Origin of the sequence: Arcobacter arenosus (assembly GCF_005771535.1) — a bacterium.
Taxonomy (GTDB): domain Bacteria; phylum Campylobacterota; class Campylobacteria; order Campylobacterales; family Arcobacteraceae; genus Halarcobacter; species Halarcobacter arenosus.
The window spans coordinates 228577-242698 of record NZ_VANU01000002.1 but is presented as its reverse complement, the minus strand read 5'-3'; the positions used below and the strand labels follow the sequence as shown (position 1 = coordinate 242698).

General features: G+C 28.6%; 16 protein-coding genes. 7 read left to right on the top strand and 9 right to left on the bottom strand.

Annotated features, from left to right (window positions below; translation table 11 throughout):
* Positions 1-26 precede the first annotated feature (26 nt).
* Genes FDK22_RS05660 through hemP form a run of 4 tightly spaced genes read right to left on the bottom strand, consistent with a single transcriptional unit; the run spans position 27 to position 5429 of the window.
* Positions 27-1130 (bottom strand): PepSY-associated TM helix domain-containing protein, encoded by a 1104-nt coding sequence (locus FDK22_RS05660; protein ID WP_138151940.1) that lies wholly within the window; start codon positions 1128-1130, stop codon positions 27-29.
* Between the two features lie 11 nt (positions 1131-1141).
* Positions 1142-3229 (bottom strand): TonB-dependent siderophore receptor, encoded by a 2088-nt coding sequence (locus FDK22_RS05655; protein WP_138151939.1) that lies wholly within the window; start codon positions 3227-3229, stop codon positions 1142-1144.
* Between the two features lie 21 nt (positions 3230-3250).
* The gene (locus FDK22_RS05650) at positions 3251-5248 is read right to left on the bottom strand and encodes a TonB-dependent receptor domain-containing protein (protein WP_138151938.1); all 1998 of its coding nucleotides are present in this window, start codon (positions 5246-5248) and stop codon (positions 3251-3253) included.
* 58 nt (positions 5249-5306) lie between these two features.
* Complete coding sequence (gene hemP, locus FDK22_RS05645) at positions 5307-5429, bottom strand: hemin uptake protein HemP (RefSeq protein WP_138151937.1); 123 nt, start codon at positions 5427-5429, stop codon at positions 5307-5309.
* Between the two features lie 271 nt (positions 5430-5700).
* On the opposite strand from hemP, the gene FDK22_RS05640 reads away from it, so the two are divergent.
* Genes FDK22_RS05640 through FDK22_RS05630 form a run of 3 tightly spaced genes read left to right on the top strand, consistent with a single transcriptional unit; the run spans position 5701 to position 7200 of the window.
* The gene (locus FDK22_RS05640) at positions 5701-6273 is read left to right on the top strand and encodes an energy transducer TonB (protein WP_212744982.1); all 573 of its coding nucleotides are present in this window, start codon (positions 5701-5703) and stop codon (positions 6271-6273) included.
* 7 nt (positions 6274-6280) lie between these two features.
* Positions 6281-6817 (top strand): MotA/TolQ/ExbB proton channel family protein, encoded by a 537-nt coding sequence (locus FDK22_RS05635; RefSeq protein WP_138151935.1) that lies wholly within the window; start codon positions 6281-6283, stop codon positions 6815-6817.
* Positions 6814-7200: an ExbD/TolR family protein gene (locus tag FDK22_RS05630; RefSeq protein ID WP_138151934.1), complete on the top strand. Its 387-nt coding sequence runs from the start codon at positions 6814-6816 to the stop codon at positions 7198-7200. Before FDK22_RS05635 ends, FDK22_RS05630 begins: the two co-directional genes overlap by 4 nt.
* Before the next feature lie 2 nt (positions 7201-7202).
* On the opposite strand, the gene FDK22_RS05625 is transcribed toward FDK22_RS05630, so the two are convergent.
* Together FDK22_RS05625 and FDK22_RS05620 are read right to left on the bottom strand one after the other, a co-directional pair.
* Positions 7203-8228 (bottom strand): AI-2E family transporter, encoded by a 1026-nt coding sequence (locus FDK22_RS05625; protein ID WP_138151933.1) that lies wholly within the window; start codon positions 8226-8228, stop codon positions 7203-7205.
* 71 nt (positions 8229-8299) lie between these two features.
* Positions 8300-9640, bottom strand: coding sequence for a nitrogenase component 1 (locus FDK22_RS05620; protein WP_138151932.1), 1341 nt, complete (start codon positions 9638-9640; stop codon positions 8300-8302).
* Between the two features lie 144 nt (positions 9641-9784).
* Here FDK22_RS05620 and FDK22_RS05615 point away from each other — a divergent pair, with 144 nt between their 5' ends.
* Genes FDK22_RS05615 through FDK22_RS05600 form a run of 4 tightly spaced genes read left to right on the top strand, consistent with a single transcriptional unit; the run spans position 9785 to position 12757 of the window.
* On the top strand, positions 9785-10168 hold the full coding sequence (locus FDK22_RS05615) for a NifB/NifX family molybdenum-iron cluster-binding protein (RefSeq protein ID WP_138151931.1): 384 nt from the start codon (positions 9785-9787) through the stop codon (positions 10166-10168).
* Positions 10169-10172: 4 nt separating this feature from the next.
* Positions 10173-11144 (top strand): NifU family protein, encoded by a 972-nt coding sequence (locus tag FDK22_RS05610; protein ID WP_138151930.1) that lies wholly within the window; start codon positions 10173-10175, stop codon positions 11142-11144.
* A complete protein-coding gene (locus tag FDK22_RS05605) occupies positions 11141-11500 on the top strand; it encodes a NifB/NifX family molybdenum-iron cluster-binding protein (RefSeq protein WP_138151929.1) in 360 nt (119 codons plus the stop codon). Before FDK22_RS05610 ends, FDK22_RS05605 begins: the two co-directional genes overlap by 4 nt.
* 15 nt (positions 11501-11515) lie before the next feature.
* Entirely contained in the window at positions 11516-12757 is a 1242-nt protein-coding gene (locus tag FDK22_RS05600; RefSeq protein WP_138151928.1) for an FprA family A-type flavoprotein, read from the top strand.
* An 82-nt stretch (positions 12758-12839) separates the two neighbouring features.
* Here FDK22_RS05600 and FDK22_RS05595 read toward each other — a convergent pair whose 3' ends face one another.
* The 3 genes from FDK22_RS05595 to FDK22_RS05585 form a co-directional block, all read right to left on the bottom strand.
* Complete coding sequence (locus FDK22_RS05595) at positions 12840-13115, bottom strand: c-type cytochrome (protein WP_138151927.1); 276 nt, start codon at positions 13113-13115, stop codon at positions 12840-12842.
* Between the two features lie 68 nt (positions 13116-13183).
* Positions 13184-13522 (bottom strand): nitrous oxide-stimulated promoter family protein, encoded by a 339-nt coding sequence (locus tag FDK22_RS05590; RefSeq protein WP_138151926.1) that lies wholly within the window; start codon positions 13520-13522, stop codon positions 13184-13186.
* Entirely contained in the window at positions 13519-14112 is a 594-nt protein-coding gene (locus tag FDK22_RS05585; RefSeq protein WP_138151925.1) for an FmdE family protein, read from the bottom strand. The genes FDK22_RS05590 and FDK22_RS05585 overlap by 4 nt, the downstream gene beginning before the upstream one ends.
* Positions 14113-14122 lie beyond the last annotated feature (10 nt).

Here is a 14122-nt window from a genome sequence, read left to right as displayed (position 1 = left end):
GGTATCTACCTTTAAGTAGATACGCTCTAAAATTTTCTTTTTATATACATTAAAACACCCGTCACACAAAGCATAGCTAATGCTAAACTTGATAGAAACATTAAAACTTGTCCAAAAACACCAAAATATTCACCTGTATGTAAAGGATAAATGCTTTTAATTAACTTTTCATTTAAAGGTAAAGTACTAAATTGCTCATGTTTTATAATTTTTTTATTAGTTGAATCAATTTGTACTTGATTTCTAGCTCTATAATGTATGGCATCATTTTTCAGATAACTAATATTGTAAATACCATTTTTATTTTCAAATCTTAAATTTACCCATTTATAATTGCTAATATTCTCTTCAAAAATATCAAAAGTTTTTTGTATCTCATCTAAGGGTAATTTTAAATCTTTTTTATCATCCCCAATATCTCTTTTTAAAGGTTTACGTTGTACTTTTTCAACACCTGCAATAAAATATAAAGAATCCTTTACAAAAGAATAAGACCAAGTAAGACCTGTAATACTAGCTAATAATAAAAATGGAATAATCCACATCCCAACAGAACTATGCATAGTTGATAGAAGTTTTCTCCCTTTTGATTTAAAACTAAAGGTCAAACTTTTTATAAAAGCTTTTTTAAGCCTATCCCAATATATTATTATTCCAGTTACAATTAAAATTAATAAACATACTACAGATGCACCAACTATTTGTTTCCCAACTTTTCCTGCTATTAAACCTCTATGAATTAATTCTATGGTTTTAAAACTCTTTTCACCTATAATATCAGGTAAAATTTCCACTGTATATGGGTTTATATAGTAGTTTTTCCCTTTAAAGGCGGCTTTGCCTTTTGCCCCTTTTATTTCAACATTTATTATATATGAAGATTTTTTATCACTAAAAACAGTAAGTGCTCTAATTTTTTCATTGGGTAATTTTTCTTGAAACCTTACTAAAATCTCTTTTTGAGATAATTTATTTTCTAAGGGTTTTACTATAAAACTATTTTTATTTATAAATTGAATAATCTCTTTTTCAAAAGATAAAATTGCCCCCGTTATTGCAACAGTAAATAAAATCACTGCTGCAATTAATCCTAAATATAAATGGAATTTAAACCAAATTTTTTTATACATTTAAATCCCTATCAAAAACTTTTTTTAACACTTAAAGTTAGTTTTCTTGGCTCTCCTGAGAAAATTTTATAATCATTTGTCCCTGATTCATAATAAACTTTATCTGTTAAATTTTCAATGTTTAAATTAAATTCCCAATCTTTTTTTATATAACTTAATCCTAAATCATATCTAGTGTAAGATGGAAGCTTTACCCTTGTATTTTCAGAGGAACTAGTATAAATAGAATCTCTAAAAACCACCCCTGATGTTACTCCTAAAGTACCATTGTAAACCTTAGTAGGAAAGATATATCTAGTAAATAATTGTGCAGTATTTTTTGGAGTACTTTTTGGTTGATTTCCTATGCTAGACCCGGTAGTATATTTTGCTTTATTATATGCGTATCCCAAAGATAATTGCCAGTTTTCAGTGGGTAACCATTGAAGTTCTGTCTCAAATCCTTTTGATTCGATTTCTCCAATTGTTTCATAATAGCTTTGTCCTGAAACTTTTTCTGATACATTTTCTTTTAAAATTTTATAAACAGCAAAATGTGAGTTTAGATTTTCTGAAAAATTTAGTTTAGTTCCTAATTCAATTTGATTTGATTTTTCTGTTTCCAATCCTTGACCATTAATATCAAATCTCTCGGCAGTTATTGGGTTATAACTTTGTGCAATATTTCCATAAAAAGAAACGATATTATTTAGATTATAAATTAATCCAAGTGAACCAGTTATATTACTAGAGTATCTTGTTGAATCATCATTACAAGAACCACTTTTACAAATAAAGTCGATTTTTGTTCTATCAAATCTTGTAGCACCAACAAGTGTTAAGTTTTCATTTAAAGATAAACTATCTTGTAAATAAATGCCTGAACTATAATATTCTGTTAACCTTCTATTCCCTGAATTTGAAGATGCTGTTCCCCCTAAAACTGGATTATAAATACTAATATCTGGGGATACATTATTACTACTTCCTTGAATAATTCTATCATAGTCAGTTTTTCTATATGTTCCAGAAATTCCACTTAATAAACTGTTTTCTAAACCTAATACTTTTGTATCATAATTTAAAGTTGCATCAAAACTATGCCAATCTCTTTCATTATATTGATGTCTATTTCTTCTTTTAATAGTTTGAGCTATAGAGTTTACCGAAGTTTGTTCATATAATTTTCTTTCATCATTATGAATTACACTTCTCCATGAAAACTTTGAGTATAAATTATCGTTAAAAAAGTGATCTAAACTCAAATCAAGAGAAAAGCCTTCATCATTATCAAAATCACTCTCTTCTTGATAAACAGTATTTATAGATGCAGCTGTAGAGATATCATGATTAATTACAGCTAATCCATCGTCTGCACTACCATCTTCTTTACCATACTCCATTGAAACTAATAAAGATGTTTCATCATTTACATTCCATAATAAGCTAGGATAGATATATAGATTTTGAAAATCTACATTATCTCTGTAAGAGTTTAAATTCTCATATGCAGCAATAAATCTATAATATAGATTTTCACTTAAAGGAATATTTGCATCAAAACTTGTTCTTATCCCATTATCTTCCCCAAAAGAAGAAACACCGGACATATATGTTTGAAATGATGTTTCAAGAGAATAAGATTCTACACCATAAGGTTTTTTAGTTATTATGTTAACCATACCTCCAGGTTCCATTGATCCATATAATACAGAGCTTGGTCCCTTTACAATTTCAATTTTTTCAACATTTGATGATGAGGGTGAACCCATTCTACTAATAGAACCAGACATTCCATTTACTTTTAAATTTTCTAAACTAGTTTCAAACCCTCTAATCATAATTGCATCAGCATTTTTACCAACCTTTGTTACACCAGTTGTATAATCATATGTATCTTCTATTCTTTGTGCTTGTATATCATTTATTAGATTCTCTTTTGTAACAATAATACTACTTGGTGTTTTGTTATCGCTTTTTTCACTTTTTGTACTACTTGTTGAATAGTTTTCAAAATAAGATTCTTGTTTTTCTGTAACATAAACCTCTTCTAATTTTTCACCATGTAGTAACACTTGGCTACAAAATAATGAGAGTAAAATAATTGTTTTTTTGTTCATTATTATCCTTTGTACAATTTTTTAGAATCTATAAGAGATTTGGAATTTAAAGTTTCTTCCAACTTCATATGATTTATCAGTTGTTGATGATTGAGCAAGAAATGCACTGTGTCTTACATATGATTTATCAAAAATATTTCCAATACCAAAATTAAATGTAGTGTTTTTCATACTATTTGGATTGTATGTGAAGTTTATATCATGTACAGAATAAGTTTTTCTATCATACTTTGTTACAAGACCACTTCTTGATGAATAATTTAACCAACTATTGCCTGGTACGTATTCAGCACTATAATTTACTTTAAATTCATTTGTTAGTTTATAGTTTGCTCCAACTTTAAATACATGAATTTTTGCAGTTTGAGGGTCATAATTAATTCCCGTTGCTAAATCTTTTTGACTACCATCTGTATAGGTATGACTGGCATTAAAACCTAGTTTACCTTTAGTATATGAGAACATTGTTTCTGTTCCCCAAATCACTACATCACTTTGGCTTTCTAGGGCACTATTTCTTGTAAGAGTAGAATAGTTATCAACATTGTATCTATATATATTAAAACCAAAAATAGAATCATCAGCATTTAAAGCATTTGTTAAAGAGTAATCAAATCCAAGTTCAAAGTTGTTACCTATTTGAGCTTTAGTATCAGATGATTGTACGGCAGTTGAAGATAATAACATTGTCTCACTAAGTGCTGGACCTTTAAAAATATGTCCATAACCAGCTTTTAATGTAAGTTTGTCAGTTGCTTGATATTTAACTTTCATTTTTGGTGATAGGTGATTAAATACTCCAGAATAAATACCTCCTAATTTATAGTGGTCATATCTTGCCCCTAAAGTTAAAGTTAGTTTATCAAAAGCCATCTCATCTTCAAGGTATAAACCATAATCTTTAGTTTCACCACCATCAAAATTTAAATCTAAAGTGGAAGAATCAGAGTAAACTCTTAATGAGTCCGCTTCTATCTCTTGTTTTTCATGGGTATAATCAGTCCCATATGTGATTTTATGGATTCCCATTAATGAACTATTTCTAAAATCATATCCCATAGAACTATTTATATATTCCCTTTGGGGTTCAGTATAAGTAAGTCCCGAAGTAGTATCTGTACCAGTTGTTGCTTCCCTTGTAAGGTATTGTTTATTTGTATAAACCTTTGCTTCAAAGTTAATCAGTTCACTATCTGGGGTATAGTTATATTTTAAAGTAAGGGTATCCCTTGAGATTGAATTATAGTCATTATCATTTAAGTCCGTACCAATTTTTTCACCCGTTAATTGTCTATTTCCGCCATCTTTATATTTATTAAATGATAGTTTAAAAGTGTTGTAATCATTTGGTTTAAATACAAGTTTTGCCAAACCACTTTCTAATTTACTCTCTTTTGAATTTATTTTATCGCCATTTCCTAAATGTAAAGTCCCATCTTCGGCAATGGTACCAATTCCAACAAATTCAATCTTTTCATTTATTTTTCCAAAGACAGCAACTGTACCACTTTTTCTTTCATATCCTGATTGGTATCCTAAAGTAACTTTTCCACCAAGTTTTTCACCTTCTTTTAGAAAATCACTTGGGTCTTTTGTTTCATATACAAATGAACTATTGATAACACCACTTCCACTTAATGCTGAGTTTGGTCCAAGTTCTACAGATGTGATTTTAAGAAGAGAAGCATCAATTGTTTGATCTCCTGAGTGATGGAAAAGTTGTCCCCCTAATTTTGCCCCATCAACTGTAATATTTCCATATTTATCTTCTAAACCTCTTACATAAACTCTTTGTCCATATCTTGCATTTCCATCAACGATAACACTTGGAAGTGATTTTAAAATATCTTTAACATCACTTGCTTGTTGCTCTTCAAGTTGTTTTGATGATACTGATTTAACTTGTGTATCAAAGGCTGAACTAACAACTTCTAAATCTTCCAATTGTGTATTGTCAGCCAACAGTGAAATTTGTGCGATTAAAAATGCAGCAGTTATTTTTGATAATTTAATATCCATATTTATCCTTATATTGTGTATATTTTTGCTGGCTATTTAAGATTGGCTGGCTAGTTTTTTATTTAGTTAAAATTAGTTTATTTGACTTTGTAATTCGTAGATAGTATTCTTGTCCATCATGAACAATCACTACTGTATTTTTACCTTTAAAGATCTCTTTACTGTTAATATTTTTTTCCATTTCTCTCCAGTTTTTAAATGAAATTAAATCAAAAGTCAACGGAATATTAACAAAAAAATCTTAATTTTATATTAACAATGATAATGATTATCGAAAATATTACAATTTTTTATTATAATTAAGATAACTATTATCAATATTGATATAAAATTCCAAAATGTTAAATAAATTTCTAATGCTTACATCAGTATTTTTAATTTTGTTTGTCCATTTTACTTTATTTGCATCTACAGAAAGGAGGATAGAAAAAGTTGTAGTTAATGAGCCTCAAATGGTTCAAAAAATCTCATTACAAAAGGTGATTCTTAAAAAACCTGAGATTAAAAAAGTAGAGCAAAAAAAAGAAGTGAAAAAGATTGTCAAACAAAAGGTTCTTAAAAAAGTTGCAAAAAAGGCAGAAAAGAAAGTTTTAAAAAAAGAGATAAAAAAGAAAGAAACTATTGAAAAAGTTGTAGAAAAAACAACTACAAAAACTCAACCACAAGTTACAAAAAAGATTGTAAAACCTAAAAAAGTTGAAAAAATGGTTTCAGTTGAAGAACTTAATGTTATTAAAAATAAATATTTAAATAAATTAAGGAATCTAATTGAGGATAAAAAAATCTATCCAAATAGTGCAAAAAGATTAAAGCAACAAGGAAGAGTTATTGTCTCGTTTCTAATAACAAAAGAGGGAACTTTTAAAAATATCTCTTTAAAAGATAGCTCAAAATATAAAAAGTTAAATAAAGCAGCCCTTGAGCTTTTGAACAATATCTCAAAGTTTGAGCCAATCCCTGATGAGTTGGGAAAAAATAAATGGGTAATAGAGATACCAATAAATTATAAAATTTTAAGAGCATAGGAGAAATATGTTAATTAGTTTAATAAATCACGTAAATGAATTAAATTTGATAGATTACATCAACAGAGGTGGGACTATTGTTTATATCCTAATTGGGTTAAATATTATTGGATTTTCTATTATGTTATGGAAATTTTTAATAATTATGATAGCAAAACTAAGAAAAGAAGCAATTGCCCAAAAAATTGTGAATCAATTAGAAAACAATGATAGAAAATATGAGGAAAAAACTATTCAAAATGCTTTAAATAAATATTTAAATGGCCTTGAAAGTGGTTTAAATACAGTTAAAATCATAGCTTCAATTTCACCTTTATTAGGATTACTTGGAACAGTTGTTGGGGTTTTAAACTCCTTTGATGCCATTTCAAAATCTGGACTTGGTGATCCGGCCATTTTTTCTACAGGTATTTCCGTTGCACTTATTACAACCGTTGCTGGTTTAATTGTTTCAATTCCCCATTATATTGGATATAACTACTTAGTTGGTTTTATTGATAACATTGAACATAAAATTGAAGAAAGAGTTATTTCAAAATTATGAGAAAAAAAAGAGAATCAATTACACCTGATTTAACCCCTTTAATTGATGTTGTTTTTATATTATTGATTTTTTTCATAGTATCTTCTGTTTTTAAAAAAGAGGAATTGGCCTTAGTTTTAGATTTACCTAGTTCCCAAGCACAAGCTTTAGAAATAAAAGAAAAAGAGATTTTTATAGAACTAAGTAGGGATAAATTAGCTTTATTTGGGGAAGAGGTTTCTTTAGAAGATTTTGATAGACAATTATCTAAAATAGATAATAAAAAAAGAACAATTATAGTTAGAATTGATAAAAATGTTGAATATCAAAGAGTTGTAAAAATACTTGATAATCTACAAAAATATGATTTAAATAATCTCTCTTTAGTTACCAAAAAAGATTAAAACTATTTTCTATTCCCAATATTTGACATTAAAATAGATAGCCATTTAGTTGATTTATCTGAATCAAAGGCTATTTTTAATGTCATAGTAATAGGAACTGCTAAGAACATTCCAACAAGTCCTAAAACCCATCCCCATAAAATAAGTGAAAAGAAAATTACCATTGGTGAAAGACCTAATTCTTTTCCCATAAATTTTGGCTCAATAATATTACTAATACCTACATTGATACAAACATATAAAACAATTAAAACTAAAGTTGTATTTAAATCACCACTAACAAGTGATAATAAAATAGCTGGAATTGCTGCAATAATTGAACCTACAACGGGAACAAAATTAAAAAGCATAGCAATAACACCCCAAAGAATTGGATATTCAATATCAAAGTACATTAGAACTATAGTTACAAGAAAACCTGTAAAGAAACTGGTTGCTGTTTTAACAGAAAAATATTTTTGAATATTTGATGAAAAAAGTTTAAAATGCTCTAGTTTTTTTCTATCTTTATCAAATATTACTTTTAATTTTTTTTCAAAGGATTTTGCTTCTGCTAATATAAAAGCAATACCTATGATAATCAGTAAAAACTTAGAAAGAAAAGTTCCTATACTACCAATCAAATTTGTTGTAATACCAAAAAATGAGTTAAGATTTAAAGCATCTAAAATAGTGTTTTTATCGATTTCATAACCATAAGTTTCAGCAAAAGATACACCTTTTACAACTAAAGCTTGTAGTTGTTTTTCATATTGTGGAAGGTTTGATATAAAATCTTTTAAAGATATATTTAAAACATACCCTAAAAGGATAGTTAGTAATACAAAGCCACCTAATACAAAAAGGTAAGCTATTATTTTTGGGATGTGTTTTTGTTCTAGGAAATTAATAAATGTTGAAATAATTGAAGCTATAAAAATTGCTAAAAAAAGGATAATAACTATTTCAGCTGCAGCTTTTATCCCTGCAACAATTAAAACTAAACTTGCAAAATAGAAAAAATAGTTTTTTACACTTGTACTTTCCAAAATCTTCCTTTTCTAAAAAAACAATTATAACGAGATTCTTTTAAAGAAAGAAAGTATTTATTACTAAAAGCTTATTTCCATGGTTCTGGATTTGCAACTATTTTAAAAACCCTATTATTTACAGCGTGTGTTACATCTTTTGCTAAATTAATTAAACCAGAATATGCTCCATAACTAACTTTCTTTTCTTGGTTTACATCTACAAATGAAACTTTTTTCTTAATTGCAGTATATAAACTTCTACCACCTGCTAATAAAATATCAACATTATGCTCATCAATTAATTTTGCTTGTTCAGTTCCTGGGTCTGTCATTAAAATATCAACATATTTTGCGCAAATCTCTTTATCTTCTAAAGTTGCTTTTTTAACACTTGTTGCAACAACATCAATTCCAATATCTTGTAAAGCTGAAGCAATAGACCAAGTTTTATTTCCACCTGTATTCAAAATAGCTTTTTTCCCCTCAAGTATTTTTTTATAAGGTATTAAAGCTTCTTCTAGTTTTGCCTCTTCTTCAGCAATCACCTTCTCTGCCCTTGCAGTTAATTCTTCATCTCCAAAGGCATTTACAATACTTCTAATTGCATTTGTAGTATCACGTTTACCATAAAATGAGATAGAGATATATGGAATTTGATATTTTTCTTGCATTTTTCTTGTTAAACTAATTAATGATTTAGCACAAACAATTACATTTAACTTTGCAGTGTGTGCCATTTGGATATTTTCAATTCTTCCATCCCCAGCTAAAGTTGAAACAATTTTAATACCTATTTTCTCCAAAATTGGAGTATATTGCCACATATCTCCCGTTACATTGTATTCACCTATTAAGTTTATACCAAAGGGATGAATCTCTTCAGGTTCTTTTGTTCCTATTAGTTGATGAAGTACCGATTCTCCACCAAGTCTTGAACCTAAGTTTTTACCTCCTACAAATCCTGGAGAGTGAATAACAACAATTGGAATTTTGTGTTTTGTTTCCATTCTATTACAAACATTATCTATATCATCACCAATCATAGCTGTAACGCAGGTTTCATATACAAAAATTCCTTTAGGATTTTTATGTTCAACAATATAATCAATTGAGTCTTCAAGTTTTTTATCTCCCCCAAAAATTACATCATTTGTACTAACATCTGTTGTATATCCTGTCACAGTATTGTTTTCCCCTTTGTGGGAAGTTAATGTTTGTCTTGTTTCCCAAGAGGCTCCAATACAAGTTGAAGGAGAGTGAACAAGGTGAACAACATCAGCATATGGAAATAGTGCAATTTGAGCACCCTCAAAGGCACAACCACCAGAAGTTGCCCCTGGTTTTGGTTTATCACATGAAGATTTTTTAGTCTTATTATGTGAACACGCAGTTTCACTTAATAGTTCTCTAATTAGTTTTTTATTTACCATTGTCTACTCCTTACAGAAGGTTTCCCCTTCAGCTAGTTTTTTATTCCTTAATATGTGCAATTTCTATTCCCTTTAAGTGTTTTTTATAAATTACGGAACAGTTTTTGCATATAACCTCATAAGATAATTGCTTAGGAGAAAAAAATGTTAGCAATACCACTAAGTAAAAGTAGTTCAACAACTATTTCAGATTTATACGGAAATGCACCTTTTTTTGCATTTTTAAATACTTTAACTGGAGAGATGACAGTTGAAAAAAATGATGGTTGTGGAAGTGGCTTAGATACAGCAAAATTTGTAAAAAAAAGTGGTGCTACTAGTACTATTTTTTATCACATGGGAGAAGGTGTATTTAATACCCTTTATGAAGAGCAAGTAAAAGTATTTACTTCAAAAAAGAATTTTTTTTCAATTGATGAGATTTATCAAAAATTTTTAAATGAAGACACAATTGTAGTTACTAAAGATAATGCAAAAACACTACTTGATTCAGGTAGTACAAGTTGCACATGTGGTTCTAAGGAATAAATAATTGGAAAAAGATTTAAAATATTATGCATCTTTAGATTATCCCTTTGAGTGTTATAGTGGGGAAAATGAGCTAGGTGATGCATATTTAGTTGAATTTTTAGATTTTGATATAAAAGCGGCAAGTGAAGATTATGAAGAAGCAATAGAACTTGCCCATAAGTATTTAATAGAACATATACATAAACAACTGGTTATGGGAAATGAGCTTCCAAATCCAGGGGAAGGGAGAAATTTTATGAGACATAAAGAAGCACTAGCTGCATATAAAAGTAGAGATTTTGAAACAGCACTTTCTATTTGGGAAGAGGAAGCAAAAATAAAAAATGATAGAGCAATGGCAAACCTTGGATTAATGTATCTAAAAGGGGAAGGTGTTCAAAAAGATTATACAAAAGCTAAAGAGTGGTTTGAAGAAGCAAGTAAATATGATAACGACTCAGCAAATTTCAACTTAGCCTTAATGTATCAAACAAAAATTGGGGTAGAAGAGGATTTAGATAAAGCTATAGACTATTTTAGAAGAGCCGTAGCTAAAAACCATACCCAAGCTTGTTTTAGATTAGCCCTACTTTTACTACAAGATAGAACAAAACTTGATTTAGTTAAAGAGGGATTTGATTGTATGTTAAAAGCTGCACAAAATGGTCATGCTATGGCAAATGTACAATTAACAGGAATGGATAAACCGTTAAATGATGTTTGTGAATTAAATACTGATTTCAGAGCACAAACAAAAGAGAAACAATTAGAGATTATAAATGATGCCCTAGATAGATTTATTAGACCAATACTTTTAAAAGATGGTGGAAACATCATTTTAATTGATTACATAAGTGACCCAGAAGTTGAGATTAGATTAGCTTATCAAGGTGCATGTGTTGGATGTTCTATTGCAAGTACTGGAACTTATTCAATGATTGCTGATACTATGCAAAAAGTTATTGATGAAAGAGTTAGGATATTTATATTATGAGAATTGCATTTGCTTCAAAAGACAATATTCACGTTAATCAACATTTTGGTTGGTGCAAGGAGTTTTATATCTATGAGATTCATGGTGATGAATATACTTTTGTTAAATCAATTGATTCTTCACTTGAGATTGATGATGAGATTGAAAAACTTACATATAAAATTGAGTGCTTAGAAGATAGTGATATTTTATATGTTCAACAAATTGGACCAAAAGCGGCAATGATGGTAAAAAAATGTCAAATTTTTCCTATGCAATCAAGCCGTGAAAATGAAAAGATTGAAGATGTTCTAAGCTCTTTAATTAAGATGCAAGAAAATCCACCAATATGGATGAGAAGATTAATAGCTAAATAAAAAGATGGATAAATTATGGATACTAATAAGCCAATAGAGATTGCACCCGATATATATTTTATTGGTGCCTTTGACCCTGATATTAGAACTTTTGATATTATTATGAAAACAGCTAATGGCTCATCATACAATGCTTATTTAATAAAAACTGATGAAGGTGTAATAATTGTTGATACTGTAAAAGTAGAATTCCAAGAGGAATTTTTTAAAAAAATTGAAAGTTTATGTTCTTATGATGAAATAAAATATGTGATTTTACACCATATGGAACCTGATCATGCAGGAGCAATACCTGAGCTTATGAATAGAGTAAATAGTGATGTAAAAGTTTTAATATCACCCCAAGCTACATCTATGTTAAAATCGATTACCCATAGAGAAAATATTGACTTTGAAACTGTTTGGACAAATAAAAGTTTAAAACTTGGAAATAAAACAATTAGATTTTTAACAACCCCTTATTTACATTGGCCTGAAACTATGAGTTCTTTTGTTGAAGAGGATTGTTTGTTATTTTCAGGGGATGTTTTTGGAAGTCATTACCATGATAAAAGATTGTTTGATGACCAAGTTAGCGATTTCTTTTATGCTTTTAAATATTACTATGACCATATTATGAGACCTTTTAAATCTTATGTTTTAAATGCTTTAAAACTGTATGACAAACTTAGTATAGAGATAATAGCACCTCTACACGGTCCAATATTAAGACAAAAACCCTATAAATATATGGAATATTATAGAAATTGGAGTCAAAAAGATTATAAAGAGATTAGTCATGGGAATAAGATTTTATCAATTTTTTATATTACAAGTTATAAAAATACAAGAGACATGGCTGAAGCAATTTTCGATGGAGCTGAAAGTGTTGAAGGGATTATAGCAAATGTTTATGATTTAACTTCCCTAGAAGAATCAAATATGATAAATATTTTAGAAGAAAGTGATGGAATTTTAATTGGGTCACCAACAATTAACTCCGATGCTCCTAAACCAGTTTGGGATTTACTCTCTTGTATGATGTATCTAGAAAAACGTGGAAAAACCGGTGGTGCTTTTGGTTCATATGGTTGGAGTGGCGAAGCTGTTGATATGATTAACCATAGGCTAAAATCATTAAGCTTTAGAGTACCTCCAATGGAATCTATGAAAATAAAATTAATCCCTACAAAAGAGGAGCTAAACCAATGCTATAGTTATGGGGTAGAATTCGGTGAAATTTTAAATGGTAAAATGATTGAAATTACTATGAATTAATTGGTGATGGGTATAAACTACAGTAACTTTGACTAAAACTATTACTTATACTCATCACCTATTGATTTAATTGTTAAATTACTTATTTACCAATTTTTTCTGCGATAGCTTGGATATCGGCATCTGATAAAGAGGCAACTTGTCCTTTCATAAGAGCTTTCATTGCTCCACCGTAAGATCCATCTTTATAACCTTTTAGTGAATCTACAATCTCTTGCTTAGTCATATCTTTAATAATTTTAGATTTTCCTAAAGCAACCTTCTCACCATTTGCACCATGACATGCTACACACTTTGCATATGGATTTGCAAAAGCAACACAAGCTAACACTGAACTTAAAAGTAAAACTTTTTTCATTTCTTCTCCTTTTTTTATATTGTTTGAAAAATTGTAATAAAAAATTGTGGAAAAAAAATAGACTCAGGTCAAGAAAATATTTTTTTTATTCTATTAGTTAAATTTAATCTTATTGCACTATATCTCATAACTTTAGATAAACTTTTCCATTGAGTTTTTTCATAACATGGATTTTCACAATTTCTACATCTAGGTTTAATCTCATGGGGGCACTCTTTTAATCTATCAAAAGAGTAAGAGATTAAGGTATTACACTCCTCGCAAAGAGAGATAGAAGTTTCAAAGGAAAGATTTTTATACTTGAATTTATAAAGATTGTTTTTTTGATTTGTATGTTTATCTTTACAATATTTTGTAAAAAATCTATTTAAAGTATCAACTTCACTTTGAAATTTTTCTTCTGTCATAATATTTTTATTACCCTATTTTTATTGTTAAATATTTTTTCAACTCTATCTTGCCAAAGTTTTCCAAACTCTATTTTTTCATCATTTGTTGCTTTATTTTCCATTAGTTTTTGCATAATCTCTTGGATTTTCTTATCTGGTTCAATCAAAGTAGGATTATAGATAATTTCTACTGATTCTTTTGTATCTACTCTTGTAAACTTTACATTTGTAGTAATTTTATCATTAAATTTCATTAATCCATATCTAGTGAATCTACCATTTAAACCTTTAAAACCTAAAGTTTCAGTAGCACCTGTAATTTGGCTTATCACATTTGCAATAACTCCTGCAACACCATCTTTTGAATCCTCTTTAAAACTTACAAAAATCTCACCTCTTTTAGGGGTTTCATTTTTGTAAAGTTCTTTTAGGGCAACTTGTGTCATTAGATATGCTCCGGCAACAGTTGGACACGAGTGCCCTGCACTTTTTACTATATCTAAATATGAAAACTCTACTTCACCATTTTCCACTGAACCTAAGATTGCTGATAGTTCATCTTTTAATTTTATGGTTTCAATTTCATCAAAAAATTTTGGATATCTCATCTATTTTCCT